The organism is Ideonella azotifigens, from assembly GCF_021043325.1.
Taxonomy (GTDB): Bacteria; Pseudomonadota; Gammaproteobacteria; order Burkholderiales; family Burkholderiaceae_C; genus Ideonella; species Ideonella azotifigens.
The window spans coordinates 337,174-357,827 of sequence record NZ_JAJNKD010000004.1 but is presented as its reverse complement, the minus strand read 5'-3'; the positions used below and the strand labels follow the sequence as shown (position 1 = coordinate 357,827).

24 protein-coding genes and 1 pseudogene are annotated in these 20,654 nt (G+C 64.0%); 12 read left to right on the top strand and 13 right to left on the bottom strand.

Features of this window, described 5'->3' with window-relative positions:
* Nucleotides 1-16 precede the first annotated feature (16 nt).
* Together LRH25_RS12095 and LRH25_RS12090 are read right to left on the bottom strand one after the other, a co-directional pair.
* Nucleotides 17-826 (bottom strand): ABC transporter ATP-binding protein, encoded by an 810-nt coding sequence (locus tag LRH25_RS12095; protein WP_141287279.1) that lies wholly within the window; start codon nucleotides 824-826, stop codon nucleotides 17-19.
* Nucleotides 827-839: 13 nt separating this feature from the next.
* Nucleotides 840-1,847: an ABC transporter substrate-binding protein gene (locus LRH25_RS12090; protein ID WP_141287280.1), complete on the bottom strand. Its 1,008-nt coding sequence runs from the start codon at nucleotides 1,845-1,847 to the stop codon at nucleotides 840-842.
* A 329-nt stretch (nucleotides 1,848-2,176) separates the two neighbouring features.
* On the opposite strand from LRH25_RS12090, the gene LRH25_RS12085 reads away from it, so the two are divergent.
* Both LRH25_RS12085 and LRH25_RS12080 read left to right on the top strand, forming a co-directional pair.
* Entirely contained in the window at nucleotides 2,177-2,851 is a 675-nt protein-coding gene (locus LRH25_RS12085) for a response regulator transcription factor (RefSeq protein WP_141287281.1), read from the top strand.
* On the top strand, nucleotides 2,841-4,262 hold the full coding sequence (locus LRH25_RS12080) for a sensor histidine kinase (protein ID WP_141287282.1): 1,422 nt from the start codon (nucleotides 2,841-2,843) through the stop codon (nucleotides 4,260-4,262). Before LRH25_RS12085 ends, LRH25_RS12080 begins: the two co-directional genes overlap by 11 nt.
* Before the next feature lie 6 nt (nucleotides 4,263-4,268).
* On the opposite strand, the gene LRH25_RS12075 is transcribed toward LRH25_RS12080, so the two are convergent.
* Entirely contained in the window at nucleotides 4,269-5,222 is a 954-nt protein-coding gene (locus tag LRH25_RS12075) for a quinone oxidoreductase family protein (RefSeq protein ID WP_141287283.1), read from the bottom strand.
* 108 nt (nucleotides 5,223-5,330) lie between these two features.
* Here LRH25_RS12075 and LRH25_RS12070 point away from each other — a divergent pair, with 108 nt between their 5' ends.
* Entirely contained in the window at nucleotides 5,331-5,798 is a 468-nt protein-coding gene (locus LRH25_RS12070; RefSeq protein ID WP_231011214.1) for a MarR family winged helix-turn-helix transcriptional regulator, read from the top strand.
* Nucleotides 5,799-5,822: 24 nt separating this feature from the next.
* Here the strand turns inward: LRH25_RS12070 and LRH25_RS12065 are convergent, their stop codons facing one another.
* The 4 genes and pseudogenes from LRH25_RS12065 to LRH25_RS12050 all read right to left on the bottom strand — a co-directional run bounded on the left by LRH25_RS12065 (nucleotide 5,823) and on the right by LRH25_RS12050 (nucleotide 8,515).
* Nucleotides 5,823-6,185 (bottom strand): FKBP-type peptidyl-prolyl cis-trans isomerase, encoded by a 363-nt coding sequence (locus tag LRH25_RS12065; RefSeq protein ID WP_231011249.1) that lies wholly within the window; start codon nucleotides 6,183-6,185, stop codon nucleotides 5,823-5,825.
* Nucleotides 6,180-6,527: pseudogene (locus tag LRH25_RS12060) on the bottom strand (FKBP-type peptidyl-prolyl cis-trans isomerase); the annotation flags it as partial. The gene LRH25_RS12065 and the pseudogene LRH25_RS12060, both read right to left, overlap by 6 nt.
* 93 nt (nucleotides 6,528-6,620) lie before the next feature.
* Nucleotides 6,621-7,520 carry a tRNA glutamyl-Q(34) synthetase GluQRS gene (gene gluQRS, locus LRH25_RS12055; protein WP_231011213.1) on the bottom strand — a complete coding sequence of 300 codons (900 nt, stop codon included), beginning with the start codon at nucleotides 7,518-7,520 and terminating at the stop codon, nucleotides 6,621-6,623.
* A gap of 2 nt (nucleotides 7,521-7,522) precedes the next feature.
* Nucleotides 7,523-8,515, bottom strand: coding sequence for a LysR family transcriptional regulator (locus LRH25_RS12050; protein WP_141284061.1), 993 nt, complete (start codon nucleotides 8,513-8,515; stop codon nucleotides 7,523-7,525).
* Nucleotides 8,516-8,692: 177 nt separating this feature from the next.
* Here LRH25_RS12050 and LRH25_RS12045 point away from each other — a divergent pair, with 177 nt between their 5' ends.
* The 5 genes from LRH25_RS12045 to LRH25_RS12025 all read left to right on the top strand — a co-directional run bounded on the left by LRH25_RS12045 (nucleotide 8,693) and on the right by LRH25_RS12025 (nucleotide 12,236).
* Entirely contained in the window at nucleotides 8,693-9,394 is a 702-nt protein-coding gene (locus LRH25_RS12045; protein WP_141284063.1) for a pirin family protein, read from the top strand.
* Nucleotides 9,395-9,540: 146 nt separating this feature from the next.
* Entirely contained in the window at nucleotides 9,541-10,779 is a 1,239-nt protein-coding gene (locus LRH25_RS12040; protein WP_141284066.1) for a glycoside hydrolase family 5 protein, read from the top strand.
* Between the two features lie 44 nt (nucleotides 10,780-10,823).
* A complete protein-coding gene (locus LRH25_RS12035) occupies nucleotides 10,824-11,534 on the top strand; it encodes a DUF599 domain-containing protein (protein ID WP_141284068.1) in 711 nt (236 codons plus the stop codon).
* A 103-nt stretch (nucleotides 11,535-11,637) separates the two neighbouring features.
* Nucleotides 11,638-11,850: an AbrB/MazE/SpoVT family DNA-binding domain-containing protein gene (locus LRH25_RS12030; RefSeq protein ID WP_141284070.1), complete on the top strand. Its 213-nt coding sequence runs from the start codon at nucleotides 11,638-11,640 to the stop codon at nucleotides 11,848-11,850.
* Between the two features lie 8 nt (nucleotides 11,851-11,858).
* A complete protein-coding gene (locus tag LRH25_RS12025) occupies nucleotides 11,859-12,236 on the top strand; it encodes a type II toxin-antitoxin system VapC family toxin (RefSeq protein WP_141284072.1) in 378 nt (125 codons plus the stop codon).
* Between the two features lie 57 nt (nucleotides 12,237-12,293).
* On the opposite strand, the gene LRH25_RS12020 is transcribed toward LRH25_RS12025, so the two are convergent.
* The 4 genes from LRH25_RS12020 to LRH25_RS12005 form a co-directional block, all read right to left on the bottom strand.
* Nucleotides 12,294-12,716, bottom strand: a complete 423-nt coding sequence (locus LRH25_RS12020) for a VOC family protein (protein WP_141284074.1) — start codon at nucleotides 12,714-12,716, stop codon at nucleotides 12,294-12,296.
* A gap of 266 nt (nucleotides 12,717-12,982) precedes the next feature.
* A complete protein-coding gene (locus LRH25_RS12015; RefSeq protein ID WP_231011212.1) occupies nucleotides 12,983-13,405 on the bottom strand; it encodes a hypothetical protein in 423 nt (140 codons plus the stop codon).
* Nucleotides 13,398-13,925 (bottom strand): GrpB family protein, encoded by a 528-nt coding sequence (locus LRH25_RS12010; RefSeq protein WP_141284078.1) that lies wholly within the window; start codon nucleotides 13,923-13,925, stop codon nucleotides 13,398-13,400. Before LRH25_RS12010 ends, LRH25_RS12015 begins: the two co-directional genes overlap by 8 nt.
* The gene (locus LRH25_RS12005; RefSeq protein ID WP_141284080.1) at nucleotides 13,922-14,446 is read right to left on the bottom strand and encodes a P-loop nucleotide/nucleoside kinase family protein; all 525 of its coding nucleotides are present in this window, start codon (nucleotides 14,444-14,446) and stop codon (nucleotides 13,922-13,924) included. Before LRH25_RS12005 ends, LRH25_RS12010 begins: the two co-directional genes overlap by 4 nt.
* A 308-nt stretch (nucleotides 14,447-14,754) precedes the next feature.
* Between LRH25_RS12005 and LRH25_RS12000 the strand changes: the two genes are divergently transcribed.
* Nucleotides 14,755-15,465: a hypothetical protein gene (locus LRH25_RS12000; RefSeq protein ID WP_141284082.1), complete on the top strand. Its 711-nt coding sequence runs from the start codon at nucleotides 14,755-14,757 to the stop codon at nucleotides 15,463-15,465.
* A 272-nt stretch (nucleotides 15,466-15,737) separates the two neighbouring features.
* Here LRH25_RS12000 and LRH25_RS11995 read toward each other — a convergent pair whose 3' ends face one another.
* Complete coding sequence (locus LRH25_RS11995; RefSeq protein WP_141284117.1) at nucleotides 15,738-16,256, bottom strand: hypothetical protein; 519 nt, start codon at nucleotides 16,254-16,256, stop codon at nucleotides 15,738-15,740.
* Between the two features lie 382 nt (nucleotides 16,257-16,638).
* Entirely contained in the window at nucleotides 16,639-17,286 is a 648-nt protein-coding gene (locus LRH25_RS11990; protein ID WP_141284084.1) for a hypothetical protein, read from the bottom strand.
* 437 nt (nucleotides 17,287-17,723) lie between these two features.
* Here LRH25_RS11990 and LRH25_RS11985 point away from each other — a divergent pair, with 437 nt between their 5' ends.
* The 3 genes from LRH25_RS11985 to LRH25_RS11975 are packed head-to-tail and all read left to right on the top strand — an operon-like array spanning nucleotide 17,724 to nucleotide 20,492.
* Nucleotides 17,724-18,476, top strand: coding sequence for a DUF4422 domain-containing protein (locus LRH25_RS11985; RefSeq protein WP_141284086.1), 753 nt, complete (start codon nucleotides 17,724-17,726; stop codon nucleotides 18,474-18,476).
* Nucleotides 18,477-18,522: 46 nt separating this feature from the next.
* Nucleotides 18,523-19,389 (top strand): hypothetical protein, encoded by an 867-nt coding sequence (locus tag LRH25_RS11980; protein ID WP_141284088.1) that lies wholly within the window; start codon nucleotides 18,523-18,525, stop codon nucleotides 19,387-19,389.
* A gap of 14 nt (nucleotides 19,390-19,403) precedes the next feature.
* Nucleotides 19,404-20,492, top strand: a complete 1,089-nt coding sequence (locus LRH25_RS11975; RefSeq protein WP_141284090.1) for a GSCFA domain-containing protein — start codon at nucleotides 19,404-19,406, stop codon at nucleotides 20,490-20,492.
* Nucleotides 20,493-20,654: the final 162 nt, after the last annotated feature.

Below are 20,654 nucleotides of genomic sequence, written 5' to 3'. Positions count from 1 at the left end.
TCTCCTGGTGTGCGGCTCAATGGATGTCGACTTCTTCGCGCAGGTCGGCCCAGATGCGCTTGGACAGCTCGATGAAGCGCGGGTCGTAGCGCACCTCGCTCATCACGCGCGGCCGCGGCAGGTCGATCTCATAGACACGCTTCAAGGTGGCCGGCCGGGCCGACAGCACGAACACGCGGTCCGCCAGCGCCACGGCTTCTTCCAGGTCGTGCGTGACGAAGATCACCGAGCCGCCGGTGCTGGACCAGAGCTTGAGCAGTTCGTCCTGCATCAGCGTGCGGGTCTGCATGTCCAGCGCAGAGAAGGGCTCGTCCATCAACAGGATCTCGGGCTTGTTGATGAAGGTCTGGGCCAGCGCCACGCGCTTGCGCATGCCGCCTGAGAGCTGGTGCGGGTAGTGCTTGTCGAAACCGGCCAGGCCCACCTTCTGGATCCAGTGCTGGGCCAGTTCCAGCGCTTCCTTCTTGGCCATGCCGCGGAACAGCGGACCGGCTGCCACGTTCATCAGCACGCTGCGCCACGGGAACACCGCGTCCGCCTGGAACACGAAGCCGATGCGCGGGTCAATGCCGTCCACCGGCTGGCCCATCACCTGCACCTTGCCCACGGTGGGCTTCAGCAGCCCGGTCACCATGTTCAGCGTGGTCGACTTGCCGCAGCCGGTCGGCCCGACGATGGCGATGAATTCGCCGCGCACGACCGACATCGAGAAATTGCGCAGCGCGACGGTGGCGTCGCCGTCCGCGGAAATGAAGCGCAAGGACACATTGTCGAAGTCGATCGCCGGCGCGCCGGGCGCAGCGTTCAATGGCAGGACGGTGCTCATGACAGGTTCCTTCTCACTTCGCCGCCAGGAAGGCGTTGGTGTAGGTCTTGGACAGGTCGATGTTCTTGCCCTTGATGGCCGGCTTGGTCGCGGCCAGCACCTTCAGCACCGTCTCCGGGCCGCCGGCGGGCATCCTGCCGTCGCTGGTGAACATCGGCAGCGAGGCCTTCAGCGCGGAGACATACAGCGCCTTGTCATTGCCGTAGTAGTCCTTGGGCATCTTCTCGGCAATGTCCTCGGCCGAGTGGGTGCTGATGTACTGCATGGTCTTGGCGAAGGCGCGGGCCATCTTGGCGGCCAGGTCCTTGTGCTCGGCGGCCCAGCTGTTCTGCACGTACAGGCTGGCCGCGGGGTACAGGCCGCCCAGCGCGGCGCGAGTGCCTTCTTCGGTGCGCAGGTCCACCATCACCTGCGCGTCGCCGGTCTTCAGCAACTGGGCAATGGTCGGCTCGGTCGTCATGCCGCCCTCGATGCGGTCCTGCTTGATCGCCGCGATGAAGGTGTTGCCCGCGCCCACCGGCAGCAGCGAGTAGTCCTTGCTGGGCACGCCCTTACTCTCGGCCAGGTAGCGGGTCAGGAAGTCGGTGGACGAACCCAGGCCGGTCACGCCCAGCGTCTTGCCCTTGGCATCGGCCATGCTCTTGAAGGTCGGCGCGGCCTTGGTCGAGACCATTTGCGCTTCGCCCGGCACCTTGCACAGCACGGCAATCGCCTGGATCTCCTTGCCCTTGCTCTGCAGGTCGATGGTGTGGTCGTAGAACCCGACCACGCCTTGCACCGCGCCGGCGATCAGCTGGTTCTCGGCGTCCACGCCGGCGGGCTGCGACTGCAGGTCCACCACCAGGCCTTCGTCCTTGAAGTAGCCCAGCACCTCGGTGAGCTTGGCCGGCAGGTAGATGATCTTGTTGATGCCGCCGACCATGACGGTCACGGTGTTGGCATCGGCCGCCTGGGCCGGCACGGTGGCGGCGAGGGCGGTGAACAGGCTGGCGGCGAGCAGGGTGCGGCGGGGAAGGTGCATGCGAGTCTCCTTGGTTTGATGGGTTCACTGTAGGCAGCCGCGTCCTTCGGCCAGCTTTCGGCGAGGGTCGGCAACCCTGCTGGTTTTCCCTAGCCGCACACGCTTCCCGCCGTTCGCCCTGAGCTTGTCGAAGGGTGTCTCGCTTGCCTCCACTTCCAACCGTTCAGGCTGAGCTTGTCGAAGCCCGCCGAGCGGCAGCGCCTGACACAGGCACTTCCTCGCGAGCTGGCCCTTCGACAAGCTCAGGACGAACGGTGAAGGGGTTGGGCCTGTCCCCACGCGAAATGCCTGCGCTCCGTAGAATCGACCGCCTCCCTGAACCCTGTCCCATGAAACTCCTGCTGGTTGAAGACAACGCCGAACTGGCGCACTGGCTCGCCAGCCTGCTGCGCGAGCAGGCCTTTGTCGTGGACCACGTGGACAGTGGCGATGCGGCCGACCTGCAACTGCAGCAACAGCACTACGACGTGGTGCTGCTGGACCTGAACATCCCCGGCCTGCCCGGCAAGGGTGTGCTGCGGCGGCTGCGCGAGCGGCGTGATGCTGTGCCGGTCATCGTGCTCACCGCGACCGCCTCGCTGGACCAGAAGGTGCTGTGCCTGGAGATCGGCGCGGACGACTACATGGTCAAGCCCATCGAGGGCCGCGAGCTGGTGGCGCGCATCAAGGCGCTGGTGCGGCGGCAGATGCCGGGCAAGGCCAACGAGATTGCCTGCGGCGATCTGCTGTACGACCTGCGCACGCGCCAGTTCACGCTGGCCGCCGCCGAGCTAGCGCTGCCGCCGCGCGAGCGCACGCTGCTCGAAACCCTGATGCTCAAGGCCGGCAGCACGGTGGACAAGCAGGCCTTGCTGGACAGCATCTACGGCCTGGACGACGAGCCCAGCCTGGACGCGCTGGAGCTCTACGTGCATCGGCTGCGCAAGAAGCTGGAAACCAGCCAGGCCACCATCATCACGCTGCGCGGCCTGGGCTACCTGCTGCGCACGCGCGATGAGAGCTGAGCGCCTCCTGTCCAGCCTGCGCGCGCGGCTCGCGGTGTGGCTGCTGCTGCCGCTGTCGCTGTTTGTCGCCTTGTGCGGCTGGCTGAACTGGCGCAATGCCGCGGCGCTGGCGGACTACGTGCAGGACCACGACCTGCTGGCCTCGGCCAAGGTGCTGGCCGAGCGGCTGATTTGGGAGGGCGATGCGATCCAGGCCACGGTGCCGCCGTCCGCGCTCAGCCTGTTCCGCTCCGAGGCGCGGGACCGTGTGTTCCTGAGCGTGACCGATTCCGACGGTCGCCTCTTGGCCGGCTCGCCGAACTTCCCGCTGCCGCCGCAGTTGCAGCTGCAGGGCGTGGACCAGGCGCAGTGGTACGACACGCAGTTCGACGGCCTTCCGCTGCGCGCCGTCATCACCCGGCGCGACATGTACGAGGTCGGCGGCGGCCATCCCGTCACGCTCACCGTGAGCAAGACGACCGGCAGCCGCGACCGCATGCTGCGCGCGCTGTTCTGGCCGTCGATGGAGTTCCTGTTGCTGGCCCTTGCGCTGGCCATCGTGCTGGCAACTTTGGCGTTGACCTGGGAACTGCGCCCGGTGCTGCGCCTGCGCGAGCAACTCGCCCAGCGCGACCCGCTGCGGCTGGACTTCGAGGTCGACACCCACGGCCTGCACAGCGAGCTGCGCCCGGTGGCCGACACGCTGAACCGCTTCGTCGCGCAACTGCGCGCCCACAGCGAGGCCCAGCGCCGCTTCATTGCCGATGCCGCGCACCAACTGCGCACGCCGCTGGCGCTGCAGGCCTCGCAGATCGAGTTCGCCCGCTACACCCGCGAGCACCGTAAGAACTGGGACACCCGGCGCGAGGACATGGACACGCTGTGGCGCGAAATGCAGGCCAGCAACCGCCGGCTGATCGCCGTCACCAACAAGCTGCTGCTGCTGGCCCAGGCCGAGCATGCCGACGTGCGCACCCGGCTCGTGCCGCTGGACCTGGGCCAGGCCGCGCAGCACTGCGTGGAGCAACTGGCTGCGCTGGCCGACCGCCGCTACATCGACCTCGGGCTGGACCTGCCCGCAAGCGGCGAGGCGGTGCAGGTCATGGCCGAGCCTGCGCTGCTGGACGCGCTGATCAGCAACCTGCTGGACAACGCATTGCGCTACACCCAGGAGGGCGGCCGCGTGACCGTGGGCCTGCGCACGTTGCCCCAAGGCGGCGCCGAGCTGACGGTGGAAGACAACGGCCCCGGCATCGCGCCCGAGGCCTTGCCCCGCGTCTTCGAGCGCTTCTTCCGCGCGGCGGGCGACACCGAAGGCTCGGGCTTGGGCCTGGCCATCGTGCGCGAGATCACCGATGCGTTCGGGGCAACCGTCGAGCTACAGCCCGCCACACCACAGGGCTTGCGGGCGGTGGTGCGCTGGCCGGCCTGAGCCGGCTCAGGGCCGAAGCACGATGCGCGAGGCGCTGTCCTCGTCCGCCCAAACGCGCCCCACCTCTGCCAGCGGCACCACGTGGGTCGCAATCTCGAAGCCTGCTGCTGGTGCCGCCGCCAGCACGCCCTGAATGGCTTTGAATAGCCGTGGCATCGGCACGCTGCCGATGCCGCTGCCCATCAGTTGCAGCGCGGTGGATCGCAGCGCGGCGGCTGGCAGCGTGATGTCGGCGCCGCTGATCGCGCCGATCTGCACGAAGCGCACCGGCAAGCCATCCGGGCTGGCCTTTGCGGCGGCAACGATCAGCGTCTCGGCACTCGGGCCCCACAGGTAGTCCAGCACGATGTCCACGCCTTGTGCGAACTCGTGCTCGAAGGCCTGCGCCATCGTCTCGCGGTTCTGCGTCAGCGCAATCGTCACGTCCGCACCCAGCCGCCGCAGGTCGTCGAAAGCGCCGGTGTTGCGTGCGGTCGCGATGACCTTTTTCGCCCCCAGGTGCCTGGCCACCTGGATCGCCAGCCGGCCGGAAGCGCCGGTGGCGCCATTGATCCACACCGTTTCGCCGGCGCGCATTTGCGCGCGTTCGACCAGCGCCGCCCAGGACGACATCGCGGGAATGACCATCGCGGCGGCGGTTTCGTCGGCCAGGCCCTCGGGCAAGGGCAACAGTTTTTTTGCGTCGACCAGGCAGTGCTCGGCCATTGCGCCGTACGGATGTTCCGGCATCAGGAAATAGACGCGCTGGCCGTCTTCGGTGACGCCCGAGCCATCCACGCCCGGAATGAGGGGCAGGGCGCCGCTGGCGCTGTAGTGCTTGCCCGAGGCGCGGCCACGGGTCACATGGCTGATGGCCGAAGCCGTGACCCGGATGAGCTGTTTGCCGGGGCTGGCCGCCGGTGTCTCAAAGTCGCCAAAGACCGGGGCCTGGCCCGCTTGCGTCACGATCGCTGCTTTCATATACAACTCCGTTCAGTGCGCGGCGGGCAACATGCCTCTCGCGCTGCTTAGATTTCTGAATGAGTGTATTTTGCACCTATTTGACCGAACCGCTCCTACCCAATGCCCATGAAACGAGAAATGCTGCAGCTTCGCGAGGCCTTGATGGACCTCACCGGCGTGTTGAACCGGCCTCAGCCGGACGCCGCCCTGATCGAGATGGCCGGCATCGACCTGGACCGCGCGCTGTTCCCGCTGCTGGTGCGCATTGAGCGGCGTGGGCCGCTGGGCATCAAGGAACTGGCCGAGCTGTGCGGGCGGGACTACACCACCGTCAGCCGGCAGGTCACGAAGCTGGAGAGCCTGGGCCTGGCGGCCCGGCAGGTGCACGAGCAGGACGCTCGCATCAAGCAGGCAGTCATCACCGAGAAGGGCCGGGTGATGACCACGGCGCTGGACGGCGCGAGGGAGAAGATCATCACCTCGCTGCTCGCCGATTGGGACAAGCAGGAGCTTGCCGATTTGTCCCGCCTGATGCGCAGGCTGGCGGACGACGCGCTGCGCTTTGTGCAGGCGGAGAAGGCGCGGCAGGCCTGAGCGCGCCCAGGCCTGCCGCAGGGCTCAAACGCCCAGCAGTTCGACTTCGAACACCAGCGTGGCGTTCGGCGGGATCACGCCGCCTGCGCCGCGCTTGCCGTAGCCCAGGTGCGGCGGGATGACCAGCACGCGCTTGCCGCCGACCAGCATGCCTTGCACGCCTTCGTCCCAGCCGCGGATCACCATGCCGGCACCCAGGTCGAACTCGAAGGGTTCGTTACGGTCCTTGCTGGAGTCGAACTTGCGGCCGCGGTTGTCGGCGGCGGCGGCGTCGAACAGCCAGCCGGTGTAGTGGACGGTCACGCTGTTGCCTTCGACGGCCTCGGCGCCTTCGCCAATCACAACGTCCGTCTTCTGCAGCGAAGCGCGTTCTGGCGTGGGCAGCAGCTCAACTTCGAAGACCAGTGTCGCGTTCGGCGGGATCACGCCGCCTGCGCCGCGCGGGCCGTAGCCGAGTTCTGGCGGGATGGTCAGGATGCGGGTGCCGCCAACCAGCATACCTTGCACGCCTTCGTCCCAGCCGCGGATCACCATGCCGGCGCCCAGGTCGAACTCGAAGGGCTCGCCACGGTCCTTGCTGGAGTCGAACTTGCGGCCACGGTTGTCGGGTGCTGCCGGGTCGAACAGCCAGCCGGTGTAATGCACCGTCACGCTCTGGCCGGCCTTGGCCGCTTCGCCGCTGCCGGTGGCCAGGTCTTCGTACTGCAGGCCGCTGGGGGTGGTCGTCATGGGGGTTCTCTTTCGTCCCAAAGGGTCGTGAATCAGGGGCAGCATGATGCCACTGACCGATGACATCGCCAGTCCCGGGGGTGCGTGCCGGCTTCAGGGGGCATGCAATGCGCGCCAGGCTGACACCGCCTGCGCCAGCCAGTCGGCCGGCGCGGCGGTGTCGTCGTCGCCTGGCAGTGACGCCAGGCCCAGCGCATCCGCCGCAGTCCGCAGCGCCTTGCGCACGTCGATCGGCTGGTCCAGCTTCAGCGGCTGCGCACCGTTCTGCTTGGACAGCTTCTGCCCGTCCTCTGCCAGCACCAGCGGCGTGTGCAGGTAGCGCGGCGTGGGCAGCCCAAGCGCACGCTGCAGATGGATCTGGCGCGGTGTGTTGTCGGCCAGGTCCTCGCCGCGCACCACGTCGCTGACCTGCTGGGCCGCGTCGTCCACCACCACGGCGAGCTGGTAGGCCCAAAGGCCGTCGGCGCGCTTGAGCACGAAGTCGCCCACCTCGGCGCACAGGTCCTGTGCCTGCGCACCCAGGCGGCGGTCGTGCCAACTGAGCAGCCCTGCGGGTTCGCAGCGCAGGCGCCAGGCGCGTGCCGGCTTGCCATGCAGGCCGTTGCGGCAGGTGCCGGGGTAGACCCGTTCGCCATGGCGCGGCGGCAACGCGCCTTGCGCGGCCAGCGCGTTCAGGATGTCCTGCCGGCTGCAGCCGCAGGGGTAGGCCAGGCCGGCGGTCACCAGTTGCTGCAGCGCCGCCGCATAAGCCTCGCCACGGCGCGACTGCCACCACACCTGGCCATCCGGCAACAGCCTGCAGGCCGCCAGTTGGGCCAGGATGGCCTCGCCTGCACCCGCGATGCAGCGCGGCGTGTCCACATCTTCGATGCGCACGCGCCACTGGCCGCCATGTGCGCGTGCGTCCAGCCAGCTGGCCAGCGCGGCCACCAGCGAACCGGCGTGCAGCAGGCCGGTGGGTGAGGGCGCAAAGCGACCGATGTAGCCCGACATGTTCAATCCACGTCGGAAACCAGGCCGCTTTGCGGATTGAGCAGCGCATGCCGAGTGGCAGGGCTCTCCAGCTGCTGCAGCCACCACTGCAAGGCCAGCCCCTGCGGCGCCTTGCGCGGCTGGGTGACCGACGCCGCGCGCCAGGCGTAGGCCATGGTCGCCACGCGCTGCTGGCGCTGCACCTGCTTGACGACCAGCCGGCCCAGGCGGATGTGGTCGCGCACGAGCGGCTCGGGCACGAAGCCGCAGCCCAGGCAGCGCAGCTGGGCCTCGATCTTGGTGTGCATGGTGGGCACGGTCAGCACGTCCTGGCCGGGCAGCAGGTTGACCGTCATGGGCGACAGGCGTTGGGCCGAGTCGGCCACGGCGACCGCGCGGTGGCGCAGCAACTCGGCGTCGTCAATGGGGCCGTCGAAAGTGGCCAGCGGGTGATGCGGCGCGACCGCGAAGACAAACGCCATGTCGCCCAGCGGCCTTAGTTCGATGCCCGAGGCCAGCACGCTGTCGCCCGGCACGCCAATCGCCAGGTCCGCCTGGCCCGACACCAGCGCCTCCCAGGTGCCAGCCAGCACCTCGGTGCGCAGCCGCAGCCGCGTGCCTGGGCCGTCCTGGCCGCCGTTGGGGCGCATGGCGTAGAAGGCTTCGCACAGCTCCAGGATGGTCAGCCGGGACAGCACGCCGTCGACCGCGATCGTCAACTGGGTTTCCCAGCCGGTGGATACGCGGCGCACCCGGTTGGCCACCGCGTCCATCTGCGCAAGCAGTCGCCGGCCTTCCTGCAGCAGTTCCTCGCCAGCGGCGGTGAGCTGGGCCTGGCGCGAGCGGCGGTCGAACAGCAGCACGTCCAGCGCGTCTTCCAGCTGGCGCACGCTGTAGGTCAGCGCCGAAGGCACCTTGCCCAGCTCGCGCGCTGCAGCGGCAAAGCTGCCGGTGCGGGCGATGGTGTCCATCATCGACAAGGCGTCGGGCGTGAGGGCTTGGCGGCGGTCTGTCATGGCGGCGGCGTTTTGGGGAGGCGTAAAGACTGAATGCAGAAGCGCTTGGGCATTCATCTTATTTGAAAGCTCGCTTCAAGCCACCGCCGCCGCACAAGAGGGTCCCAGACCTACATTGGATTCACCGCGACGCAAGGCCTTTCGCCTCCACCGCCGCTTCACACGGAGATGCTCACCATGATCACCCTGCGCAAGTCTGAAGACCGCGGCTATGCCGACCACGGCTGGCTGAAGAGCTTCCACACCTTCTCCTTTGCCGACTATCACGACCCGGCCCACATGGGCTTTGGCAACCTGCGTGTCATCAACGAAGACCGCATTGCCCCGGGCACCGGCTTCGGCACCCATGGCCACCGCGACATGGAAATCGTCAGCTACGTGCTGGAAGGCGGCCTGGGCCACAAGGACAGCCTGGGCACCGGCGCCACCATCCAGCCTGGCGAAGTGCAACGCATGACGGCCGGCACCGGCGTGCGCCACAGCGAGTTCAACCACGCCGAAGGCCAGACCACGCACTTCATGCAGATCTGGCTGCTGCCCAAGGCCGCAGGCCTGGCACCGGGCTACGAGCAGAAGGCTTTCAGCACCGAGGAAAAGCGCGGCAAGCTGCGCCTGGTGGCCTCGCCGGACGGCCGCGACGGGGCGGTGACGCTGAACGCCGACGCCGCGATCCGCGCCGGTCTGTTCGACGGTGACGAATCGGCCGAGCTGGCGCTGAACCCGGCCCGCAAGACCTGGGTGCACCTGGCCCGCGGCAAGCTGACGGTCAACGGCCAGCAGCTCTCGGCGGGCGACGCCCTGGCGCTGACCGGCGAGCACCAGCTGGAGATCAGCGGCGGGCAGGGCGCCGAGGTGCTGGTGTTCGACCTGGCAGCCTGATCGCCTGAGCGCGGGCAACGGCGGCCCTGATGTCGCCAGGCAACAAACGCATCTGCATGTTGCCGGGCGACCGGAAACACCTGCTGCCGCCCGGACCAAGCATGAGAATCCGGCTTTCGCCCCGCTGAGGGGTTGCCGGAGACCTCATGCCCCCGCTGCGTCGCTCGTCACTCGTCCTCTTTGCTGCCCTGGCGGGCGCTGCCGCCCACGCCGGCAACCTGCCCGCCGGCTACGCCAAGTGCGCCACCGAAGGCCAGACCTGCAGCTTCAAGGGCGCCCGCCAGGTCGCCTATGGGGCGGCCGGCAAGTTCGCCTACGGCACCTACGTGGGTGGCGTGGCCTGCACGCTGGCCAGCTTCGGCGGCGTGGATCCGAACCCTGCCAAGCCCGCCAAGGTCTGCTCCTACAACAAGCAGAAGATCAACACCAGCAGCCCGGTGCCGGCCTACCGCGGCGTGAGCCTGGCCGGCGCCGAGTTCGGGGCGGACCCGTGGGGTGGCGGCTCGCTGCCCGGCACCTACGGCGTCAACTACACCTACCCGACGCAGGGCGAGGTCGGCTACTTCGCCGGCAAGCAGATGAACACGGTACGGTTGCCATTCCGATGGGAGCGGCTGCAGCCCACGCTGAATGCCGCGTTCGACAGCGCCGAGTGGGGCCGGCTCAACGGCTTCGTGGCCGCCGCCACCGCCAGCGGCGTCACCGTGGTGCTGGACCCGCACAACTACGCCCGCTACTACAGCAACGTCGTCGGCGCCGGCGTGTCCAATGCCGCTTTTGCCGACCTCTGGTCGCGCCTGGCCACTGCCTACAAGGGCAACGACAAGGTCGTGTTTGCGCTGATGAACGAGCCGCACGACATGCCCACCGAGCAATGGCTGGGCGCGGCCAATGCCGCCATCGCGGCGATCCGCGCAGCCGGTGCCGGCAACCTGATCCTCGTACCCGGCAACGGCTGGACCGGCGGCCACAGCTGGAGCGACACCTGGTACGGCACGTCCAACGCCACCGTGATGCTTGGCGTGGTGGACCCGGCGGACCGCTACGCCTATGAGGTGCACCAGTACCTGGACAGCGACAGTTCCGGCAATTCGGCCAACTGCGTCAGCACCACCATTGGCGTCGAGCGCCTGAGCGGTTTCACCGCCTGGCTGCGCAGCCACGGCAAGCGCGGCTTCCTCGGCGAATTCGCCGGTGGCAACAACGCCACCTGCCAGGCCGCCGTCACCGGCATGCTGGACCACCTCGGCGCCAACCGCGACGTGTGGAATGGCTGGACCTGGTGGGCGGCCGGCCCGTGGTGGGGCAGCTACATGTATTCCATCGAGCCGCAGAACGGCGTGGACGCGCCGCAGATGGGCTGGCTGACGCCTTACCTGCCTTGACGGCAGGCTGAAGAAGCGGTGGCTGCCCGGTAAAGTCCGGGCCCATGAGAACTTCGCTGTTGGATGCGCTGAGCCTGCTGTCCGGGCTCGACTGGCTGGCCCTGCTGGTGTTCTTCGGCGGCTGGGCCGGCTACGCCAGCTTCGCCCGCCGCCGCGCCACCACCCGCGCCTCGGTGCTGGGCAGCACCAACCATGAGCGCCGGCTCTGGATGCGCCGCACCACGCAGCGCGAGAACCGCATCCTCGACGGCATGGTCACGCAAAGCATGTCCAGCAGCCCATCGTTTTTCGCGTCCACCACCATCCTGATCATTGGCGGCCTGTTGGCCGTGATCAGCGCAGGCGTGGAGCGCACCGAAGAACTGGTGCGCGACCTGCCGTTTGCCGCCCACACCAGCGCGCTGGTGCTGGAGATGAAGCTGGTGCTGCTGCTGGGCATCTTCATCTACGCCTTCTTCCGCTTCACCTGGAGCATCCGCCAGTACAGCTTCGGCGCCTTGCTCGTCGCCTCCGCCCCGCTGTTCGACGAACCCTGGACCGAAGCCGAACGCGACGCCTTCGCCGACCGCGCCGGCGGCGTCATGGCCCTGGCCGCCGAAGCCTTCAACGACGGCCTGCGCGGCTACTACATGGCCTTCGCCGTCGTCGGGTGGTTCTTCTCGCCGTGGATCTTCGTGGCCGCCACCGTCGGCGTCATCTGGGTGCTGTTCCGCCGGGAGTTCCATTCGGAGGTGCTGGCACTGCTGGCGAGGTAGGGCCCGCTGGGGCTGATGGTTGCTGCACGCGACCACGCCTGGCCTCAGGGGGCAAAGAGGCGTATTCTTACCGAATGGTGATCGATATTTACGGAGTAAGAAAATGACAGCTACCGCCACCTTGTCCAGCAAATTCCAGATTTCCATTCCCAAGGGCGTGCGCGAGGAACTGCACTGGCAGGCCGGGCAAGAGTTCGTGTTCATCCCCAAGGGCAAGGGGGTGCTGGTGATGCCCGTGCCGGAACTCGAACAACTGGCTGGCATCGCCAAGGGCGCGCAGACAGACGGCTACCGCGACCGTGGGGATCGCTACTGATGGCAGCCATGCGCGTGGTCGACACATCGGCATGGATCGAGTGGTTGATCGGCAGCACGCTCGGCAAGCAACTTGGCCAGCAGTTCCCCGACAAGTCGCAGTGCATCGTCCCCACCATCGTGCAGCTCGAACTGTCGAAGTGGCTGGTGCGCGAGCTCGGCGAAGAACAGTCGGATCAAGTGATCGCCTACACGCAGAAGTGTGTGGTCGTGCCGATGGACACCTCCATCGCCCTGCTCGCGGCAGACCTGCACCGCGAACACAAACTGGCTACCGCCGATGCCATCGTCTACGCAACGGCTCGGCACGCCGGCGCGGACTTGCTGACCTGTGACGCGCATTTCGATGGCCTGCCCGAGGTGGTCTTGTTCTCGAAGTCGCCTTGAGCGCCAGCTGCTTGCGGCTGAAGTGCAAGCCATTCCTTGGGCACGGAAGCAGGTTCGTCAGAGCGACGAGAAGCTCGGGTTGAACGCCACTTCCCACAGGTGCCCGTCCGGATCCTGGAAGTAGCCGGCGTAGCCGCCGTAGAAGGTCGCCTGGGCCGGTTTCACGATGTTCGCGCCAGCGGCAGTTGCCTGGCCCATCACCGCGTCGACCTCTTCGTTCGAGCCCACGTTGTGCGCGAGGGAGATTTCCAGAGCACTCGTGGCCTGCTGCATTGGCAGCCCGCTGTCGGCCGCCATGCTCTTGCGCGGCCACAGGCCCAGCTTCAAGCCATTCTCCAGATCGAAGAAGGCCACCGCGCCATTCTCGATTTCCGTGCCGACGATGCCCTTGGTCGGCAATCCCAGCCCGTCCCGGTAAAACGCGACCGCCCGTTCCAGGTCCGAAACCCCGAGGGTCAGCAATGTGATGCTTGGCTTCATGTGCGCCTCCGAATCCACCAGATCTGACCGGCAGCAAACGGCACGCCCGCTCTGTCAGGAACGGGTTCAAACCATATGTCCCTGATGTCTTCACCGTCGTAGCCCATACACCCAGAGCGTGTCGCATCGCCAGCTGGCAGTGCGATTGCCAGCCGTGCCGGGCTCGGGCATCTCGTCCAGCTGCCAGCGAACGGCGCCGCACTGACAGTGCCTTCAAGTGTCGGTGGTCTCCTGTGCGGGGGTGAGCAACGCTGGTTTCGGCAGCTTTACCGTGGCGGGTCTTTTACCGCGGCGAGTTGCAACTCGGGCGCAAATCCCAATTCACGCGCATAAACCTCGATCTGACTCAAGACCGAACGCCCAAGCTCGTTCTTGGGCGGCAAATGGACCAGCAGTACCAGTGGCGCCTTGTCGCGCTTCGCCTGTGGAAAGTTGGTGGTGAACTTTGGATCGTCGAGCCATTGCCGATAGCCGCGCAGTTTTCGCTGCGCGCTGGGCTTGGTCAGGCCGTCTTCCAGCGGCCGGTCAATCACCAGCAACAGTTTGACCTGACCGGTGGCGTCATCGACACGAACGTCGTCCACCTGTCGTCTGTCGTTGGCACCCAAACCGGCCGGCATTGCCGTCACGGAGATTGCAAGGAGCAGCGCGGCGAGTGGTGCAGTACGCAAAGCCAACTTTTCAGCCAACCTGTTGACCCTCTTGCCAAGCCAGGGCGAGTGCTTCATGGTGTTTGACGAACGCATTCTTGCCATCCATATAACCCTGGATGTCGTCTGGAAAGCTGATCGCCAAGCGCTGTTTCAGAGCGCTGTAAGCTTGCGCCGCTTCGGCATGCGCGTTCATGTAGTCGCGAAAAGCAAGATGGCGGCTTGCGCCCTCGCTGCCGCGCTCGAATGCATGCACTTGATGCGTGCGAATACCGTCTGGTGAATTTTTTCGGAAATAGCGCCGGCCCGGAATGCCAAATTCGCCCATCGCTTCGTAGCCCAGTGCCTGCATGGCCTGTGCGTTGTCGTCCACTGTGGCGAGACTGGGCACCGTCAGCAGCATGTCGATGATTGGCTTGGCGAAGACGCCGTGGATCGCGGTACTGCCAATGTGATGGACTTCGATGTCCAGATTGGCCAACGCAGCATGAATCTGTGCCGCCTCAGAATCAAACTCGACGCGCCAATCTGGATTGGGCGGTAAGACGCGAACCTTCATGGCTGGCGATCCGCCCCGTCGGACTGGTTCGCGCTCGGCGCATACTTCCGCACATTGAAGCCTTCATCCGGCAAAGGCGGCTGGAAATACGAGGTGACGAGGTTGAAGGTCGCCTCGTCCAGTTCGTGCGAGCCTTCCGGGCGTTCAACGTTGCGTTTGGCAATGCGCTGCAGGCACAGCTGGTTGCTGGCGTCCAGATGGTGCAAGGTGTGGGCGCAATTCGCCTGCTCGAAGATCGAGCGGAACCAGTTGCGCCCGTCCCGCGTATTCGCCGGAAAGTCCAGTACCACCGATTGCCTGGCCAACAGTTCCACCACCAGCGGCGCCACCACGAGCTTGATGCGTTTCGAGTACTTGATGTAGTCCGCAAAAGTGGCGAGCTCGTCAGGAAAAAGCCGCGCCAGCCAGATGTCCTCGCGCAGCAGTACTGCGTCGTGTTGCCGCGCAAGCGATGCCGCCAAAGTGCTTTTCCCGGCCCCCGCCTTGCCGCACATGAAGTGCAATTCCTTCTTGCCGATCATTTCGTGTTCACGGGGATTTGCTATTGAATTCAATCATTGTGGATGATAATGGGACGCTTGATCTAAGCTCTGCCCAATAATTTTCTTGCAAATTTCAAACAGCGGATTCCATAAGAATCAACAACTTAGCGAAATATACACGATAGAAAAACTCTTCGAAAAGCCTGGACCTTGGTTTCGCCGCGGCGCCTGATCTTCTCTACTCGTGCCTGATCCACAAACCTATCTATGTGCATCAGGCACAATGAGGCGATCTCATTTACGATCTCCCACTACCGCCTGCCTTCCACAACGCACACAACGTAAACATGCCAAACCTTAGTCGCGAACAGTTGCTCTCAGAAATTGAGGATTTGCTGAGAACAATGCCTGAACGGTCAAAGCTGAGACACCCGCTTGAAGAAAACTACTCGTGGTTTGGGCGGGCGCTTGCATTGGTGGCTCAATGGGATGAGGCGCAATCGCTTGTCCTTAACGGGTACATTAATTCGTTGGCATCGCCTACCGGAGACCTTTACATGGCTCTTGCGGGAATGATGACAATTATCAACCAAGCGAGGTTCGATCTGCGGATGAGGACTACCGGTCCGCTATCTGTTGTGGTAGGTGGTGGGAATGTTTTCGATTATTTTGATGAGCTCAGGAAAATAATTGAAGAGGCCAAAGCAAGTCTATTTTTTGTTGATCCCTATCTCGATGCTGAGTTTGTTTCCAGATACGCTCCTCATATCAAGTCGGGAGTCAGCGTCCGTCTTCTTGCAAATAAGACAATTCAATCCCTCCTCCCGGCGGTACAAGCCTTTTCTCAGCAAAGTAAATTAGCTATTGAAGTGCGTTCCACAGCGCAACTACACGACCGCTTTCTCTTCGTTGACAACGCTAACTGCTATCAATCCGGAGCATCATTTAAAGATGGCGCAAAGAAGGCGCCGACGACACTTACGCAAATAGCGGATGCATTCATTCCTGTGAGGGATACATTCGAGCAGCTTTGGAAGTCCGCCTCCGTGCACATATGATGTGACATTATTAAGCTTTGCAAATTTCCGATGGTGGGATTTGCTGGCTCGATAACTAGTCAACTTGTACTATTTTGTGTCTATGGCCCGCTCAAGCAGCCGTTATGTACAGAATTGAAGCTGCTTCCGGCGTTGGGGTTGTGGCGGCATGCGTTCTGATTTGGTAGGTAATTCTGGAGTCGAATCTTGTATTGCATCATCTCAGAGTCAGAACTGAGTGTGATTGAATCATACTGTATAACACAAAATTTTCTCTCGCCGAGGCGCTGATGTTAGCCATTATTTGCGGACTGTAGGCGAGTGATTTCGTCAAAAGCGGCGAGTTTTGCTTGATTCATGGTTGGATAGTTTCGCCTGCCGTGTATAACTCCAGATCCGCCCATCGGCGATACGGTTGCTGCCCAGCCATTGCTGCGCTCGTATACAGTAACCCTAAACCCATCCGCCTTGATCGTTGGGTTGCCATTCTTTGATATTTTCCATTTTCGAGTAGTCCAACGGCTACGCTTGGATGCTCGGCTCTGCATTGATGCATCACGACTCCGCGCGGCATCCAAATCCCCTTCCATGTGACCGGCGCAAACGCAGCCCACGGCTAGAATCGTTGAGTAATCCGGATGCTCCATGTGATGAACGTAGCGAATGGTCCGAGATTCACACATTTCACATTCGGTCTGAGGCTCGCCAAGGTCTTCGATATCAATGCAAACCCAACCTTTGTGGGGCACGCCTGGCGCTGACCATTTTCCCCTCCCTGCTGCAACTAGCTCTTCCTCGGTTGTGTTCGACATGAGTACTCCAAGCGACGAGAAAAGGCCAACTAAGCCGAGTGCGAGCGACGGCTTGCCGACGCGAGTAGGATCCAATAACTTGTTGGGCACCGTTGCCATCCTCTGTTGAGAGCTTCTTGAGGCGCTCCTCGAGTGCAATGCCGTCTACCAGGTCCAAACGGTAGGGAATGTGTCGGGCAATAAATACGCTAGGATCAAGTCCTGTATCGCGGCATCGCTCAGCAACTAGCTAAACGAGCCGTCGTCGCGCATGAAAAGGAATACATGAATACAAAATTTTACCTCGTTATCCCTGTTTTTTACGAATAATGTCGAAGCTCAGCAGAAGATAAAATTCGCAGAGTTTTGGCGGTCCTCTTCAGTACCAGGTTGGTCTTCTTTTTTATACCGCTGTTGCTTGGGCTGAAAGTGCACTCTCAATTTCCGAGAGGGCTGCCAACGTGACGTTTGGGTCTTTCTCCGCCATTGTCAGGAATAGGGCACCCTCGCGAAGGAACAGACGGGCACAGAATACTTTGCGCAGAGACTTGTTTGTGTGCCGTAAGTCCTTGCGAATTGCGAGTAAAAAATCCTCTGTGAGGAAGATTGACTTTGCGTCAGGATTTCCCTTGGCAAGGTGATCTTTCCAGGCGACGAACGCTTCAATCACATCTGGGCCGCTCCACAAAACAAGCTTGCGGGTGAACTCTCGAAGGAAGGGAACCAAATCCTTCTCTGTCCTCGGGCTGTCTTCGCCACCGTTGAAGAAGAGGGTGAAAAACTCCTTGAGAAACTCATCATAGATTTCGGTCTTCTTGTCGCGGTAAAGCGCATCGAGTTCCTTCTTTCTCTCGTAGTACCGACCCACCATGACCGTTGCCGTTGCAACGAACACCGTGGCTGACGCGGCTATTAGCGGCGCGGCAAGCTCCTTCGGAATGGTGCTGAGATACTGGAAAAAGGCGTACACCCCCCATACAACGAGGCCTGTGCATCCCGCGAAGAATGCCAAGCCTGTGAGAACGAGTGCTAAAGACTTGAGACGGCGCATGATTGAGGCAGCTAACGCGATGTAGCAGTAAAACCCGTCGCGAGACAAGACTCATCGTCAGAGACCAACACTCGCGGTATTTAAGGCAAGTTCTCGATGGGCTTGATTTTTGGTCCGTCGCTCCAGCGTATCACCGCGGTATCGATCATGGAAAGAGGCGACTTCCTCTACCTTAAGGATTAAAGCCCCTGGGAAATGGAGCGGGCTGGGCGCTGGGCTTCAAACCTGAGACTGCTCGACCTTTTCCCTTTGGTCGCTCAACCGCCGCTCGGTCGGAGTCGGCCGCGCCTCTCCGCCCCCAATAGCCCCCAAAACCCCCCTCTACTCCCCGGAATGCAGACACCTCTCGCTCGGTAAGGTCGCTGTGTCCAGATTGGTGCTCGTGTCGAGGCTTGACCCGACCGGTTCCGAGGCTGGCGCAGCGTCAAGGAACCGAGATGAGTGACCCGCAGCAACTGACGATCTACCAGACCTTTCACAAGGACTACGTGCGCAATGCCGATTGCCCGTGGATCCAGCCTGTGGGGGTCAACGGCTACCAGGCCGAGGGCTTCAAGAGTGACGGGGAGGGTGACGACAACATCTCGTCGCTGAACTCGTTCTATTGCGAGCTGACGGCCCAGTACTGGGCCTGGAAGAACGCCACGGCCGACGTGGTGGGCTTCTATCACTACCGGCGCTACCTGAACTATGTGTTCGACGCGACCTGGCAGTACCAGACCACCGTGGGCGTGCCGGGCGATGCCTTTTTCCTCTCGTACCTGACGGCCGACGGCCAGCGCAGCAAGCTCGACGAGATCCTGGACGTGGCCGACGCCATCGTGCCCAAGCGCGCCGGCTCGAACCGCTCGATCGAGGCGCATTACCTGGCGCATCACCCTGCAGAAACCTGGGAAGCCTTCCTGGAAGAGCTGCACGACCAGCATCCCGAATACCGCAGGTTCATCCCGCTGTTCAAGCTGAACAGCACGATGTCGAACTGCAACATGGTCGTCATCCGCCGCGAGCAGTTCAACGCGTACTGCGAAGAACTCTTTCCGCTGATCGACGCGGTGTACGCGCGCATCGGCGCGCCTTACGACACCTACAACAACCGCTACCCGGGCTTCCTCGCCGAACGCTTCCTGGGTTTCTGGCTGCACGCCCGCGGGCTGCGCACTTTCGAAGTGCCGCTGATCCAGCTGACCTGACTGAACACCCGCCGCCACAGGCATTCCAGAAGAGGGAGACAACCCAATGATCTACATCATGGGCATGAGCCACATCCTGCCGGTGCTTGACGCCTGCAGCGCAGACGGGCTCAAGGCGCAGCTGGGCCGCATTTCCAACGACCAGGCGCCGCAGTTTGTCGACTGGCACACCGATCCGGCGCAGATCGCCGTGCCGGTGCAGGTGGCCAACCTCTACATCCGCCAGATCGCCCCGCACTGGGGCCCGACGCTGGCGCTGCAAAGCTCGCCCAGCGTGATCAGCATGGCGCCGGGCTTCCAGAAGATGCTGGCTGGCATGAACGGGGAAGGCGGGCAGGGCGGCAACGTGCTGTTCACCTTCATTCACGGCGAGGAGCACATCCACCTGGCGCTGCGCGAGCAGCCGCAGCCGCTGGACTTCTGGCTGCCAGAGCGGCCGGACCTGGCGCCGCTGCCGGGCCGGCAGATCGTGCCGCTGTACGTCATCGAACTGCAAGTGGCCGCGCAGATCGCCAAGGCCCAGGCCATCCTGCTGGCCATCCGCGCGATGCAGCCTTCGATGCCGGTCTTCAACGTGGTGTGCCCGCCCACGATCCCTGGCGAGCGCTGGGACCCGGGCCCCGGCGTGGTGGACCCGGAAGCGGTGGACATGAGCCCGCTGTCGGTGCGGCTCAAGTACTACCTGGTCTACGCCCGGCAGATCCGCGAATCGGCGCGCGCCTGCGGCATCAACAGCCTGCTGCCGCCCGCAGAAGCCATGGACCCGCAGGGCTACCTGGCCGCTGAGTTCGCCGGCGATTCGGTGCATGGCAACAAGCGCTACGGCGCGCTGGTGCTGCGCCAGATGGCCGAGATCGCCGAGAAGACCGGCCAGCGCCGCGTGCCGGCCGAGTTGCTGGCGCAAGCCGCCTGAACGGAGAGATCGACATGCATCCCTATTCGAATCTCCCCCCGCGGGCCTTCTGGAAGAAGTTCGTGTCCGACGTGGCCTGGCGCGACCTGCCGCTCAACGACACGCCGAAGTTCCAGCTGCTGCGCAGCGACAAGGTCGCCACCGCCGGCAGCTGCTTCGCGCAGCACATCGCCCGCTACATGAAGAAAGTGGGCATGGCGCCGTACATCGCCGAGCCGGCCCACCCGCTGATGCACCAGTTCGGCGGCGAGGTGGAGAGCTACCAGCAGTTCTCCGCCCGCTACGGGAACATCTACACCACACGCCAGTGCCTGGAGCTGTTCCAGCAGGCCTTCGGCCAGCGCCCCATGATCGAAGACTTCTTCGAGCAGGACGGCCGCTGGTACGACCTGGTGCGTCCCAGCGTCGTGAAGGCCGGTTTTGCCAGCCTGGAAGAAGCCAGGGCAGACCGGGCCTACCACCTGGGCCGCGTCAAGCACATGTTCGAGACGGCCGATGTGTTCATCTTCACGCTGGGCCTGACCGAATGCTGGCTCAACACCGAGACCGGCCACACCTACCCAGCCTGCCCGGGCACGGTCAAGGGCGAGTTCGATCCTGAAAAGCACGTCTTCCGCAACCTGACCTGCACCGAAGTCGTGGCCGACCTGGAAGCCCTGGTTGCCGCGCTCACCGAGGTGAACCCGGCGCTGAAGATCATCTTCACCGTTTCACCGGTGCCGCTGGTCGCCACTCGCAGCGAGCGCAACGTGCTGGTGGCGTCCTCGTATTCCAAGTCGGTGCTGCGCGCCGCGGTGGGCGAGGTCGAAGCGCGCCATGCGCAGGTCGCCTACTTCCCGTCCTTCGAAATCATCAGCCACGCGGCGTCGTTCGGCCAGTACCTGGCTTCGGACCTGCGCGAGGTCACCGAACGCGGTGTCTCGCACGTGATGGGCTGCTTCCTGTCGAGTTTCTATCCGGAGCTGGCTGCCGCCGGCTCGTCGTCTTCCACCGCCGCAGCGCCTGCGGCTTCGGTGGCCTCTTCTTCACCGGCCGCTGCGGCCACTCCGGAGCTGGCGCCCCCGGTGGAATGCGATGAGCTGTTCAACGATGTACGCGCTTGACCACCCCTCCGCGTCGGCCTGCGGGTTAACCCGCGGAATTTTGCGGGGCCGTGAACGGCCGACGCCCAGGAAGCCCCGGTTTGCCAACTCTTCGGCAAGAAGAGGGGGTTTTCGGGCCCTGTTTGCTGCCTCCGGCGGCTTAAGTCGTTCGTCCACGGGACG

Excerpts from the sequence above, each read along its gene's own strand:
- LRH25_RS12005 (WP_141284080.1), bottom strand. The coding sequence starts at position 14,446 with ATGATCGGCAAGAAGGAATTGCACTTCATGTGCGGCAAGGCGGGGGCC.
- LRH25_RS12020 (WP_141284074.1), bottom strand. The coding sequence starts at position 12,716 with ATGAAGCCAAGCATCACATTGCTGACCCTCGGGGTTTCGGACCTGGAA.
- LRH25_RS11975 (WP_141284090.1), top strand. The coding sequence starts at position 19,404 with ATGCATCCCTATTCGAATCTCCCCCCGCGGGCCTTCTGGAAGAAGTTC.
- LRH25_RS12045 (WP_141284063.1), top strand. The coding sequence starts at position 8,693 with ATGATCACCCTGCGCAAGTCTGAAGACCGCGGCTATGCCGACCACGGC.
- LRH25_RS12085 (WP_141287281.1), top strand. The coding sequence starts at position 2,177 with ATGAAACTCCTGCTGGTTGAAGACAACGCCGAACTGGCGCACTGGCTC.
- LRH25_RS12035 (WP_141284068.1), top strand. The coding sequence starts at position 10,824 with ATGAGAACTTCGCTGTTGGATGCGCTGAGCCTGCTGTCCGGGCTCGAC.
- LRH25_RS12030 (WP_141284070.1), top strand. The coding sequence starts at position 11,638 with ATGACAGCTACCGCCACCTTGTCCAGCAAATTCCAGATTTCCATTCCC.
- gluQRS (WP_231011213.1), bottom strand. The coding sequence starts at position 7,520 with ATGTCGGGCTACATCGGTCGCTTTGCGCCCTCACCCACCGGCCTGCTG.
- LRH25_RS11985 (WP_141284086.1), top strand. The coding sequence starts at position 17,724 with ATGAGTGACCCGCAGCAACTGACGATCTACCAGACCTTTCACAAGGAC.
- LRH25_RS12090 (WP_141287280.1), bottom strand. The coding sequence starts at position 1,847 with ATGCACCTTCCCCGCCGCACCCTGCTCGCCGCCAGCCTGTTCACCGCC.
- LRH25_RS12050 (WP_141284061.1), bottom strand. The coding sequence starts at position 8,515 with ATGACAGACCGCCGCCAAGCCCTCACGCCCGACGCCTTGTCGATGATG.
- LRH25_RS12010 (WP_141284078.1), bottom strand. The coding sequence starts at position 13,925 with ATGAAGGTTCGCGTCTTACCGCCCAATCCAGATTGGCGCGTCGAGTTT.
- LRH25_RS12000 (WP_141284082.1), top strand. The coding sequence starts at position 14,755 with ATGCCAAACCTTAGTCGCGAACAGTTGCTCTCAGAAATTGAGGATTTG.
- LRH25_RS12080 (WP_141287282.1), top strand. The coding sequence starts at position 2,841 with ATGAGAGCTGAGCGCCTCCTGTCCAGCCTGCGCGCGCGGCTCGCGGTG.
- LRH25_RS12040 (WP_141284066.1), top strand. The coding sequence starts at position 9,541 with ATGCCCCCGCTGCGTCGCTCGTCACTCGTCCTCTTTGCTGCCCTGGCG.
- LRH25_RS11990 (WP_141284084.1), bottom strand. The coding sequence starts at position 17,286 with ATGCGCCGTCTCAAGTCTTTAGCACTCGTTCTCACAGGCTTGGCATTC.
- LRH25_RS11995 (WP_141284117.1), bottom strand. The coding sequence starts at position 16,256 with ATGTCGAACACAACCGAGGAAGAGCTAGTTGCAGCAGGGAGGGGAAAA.
- LRH25_RS12075 (WP_141287283.1), bottom strand. The coding sequence starts at position 5,222 with ATGAAAGCAGCGATCGTGACGCAAGCGGGCCAGGCCCCGGTCTTTGGC.
- LRH25_RS12025 (WP_141284072.1), top strand. The coding sequence starts at position 11,859 with ATGCGCGTGGTCGACACATCGGCATGGATCGAGTGGTTGATCGGCAGC.
- LRH25_RS12070 (WP_231011214.1), top strand. The coding sequence starts at position 5,331 with ATGAAACGAGAAATGCTGCAGCTTCGCGAGGCCTTGATGGACCTCACC.
- LRH25_RS11980 (WP_141284088.1), top strand. The coding sequence starts at position 18,523 with ATGATCTACATCATGGGCATGAGCCACATCCTGCCGGTGCTTGACGCC.
- LRH25_RS12095 (WP_141287279.1), bottom strand. The coding sequence starts at position 826 with ATGAGCACCGTCCTGCCATTGAACGCTGCGCCCGGCGCGCCGGCGATC.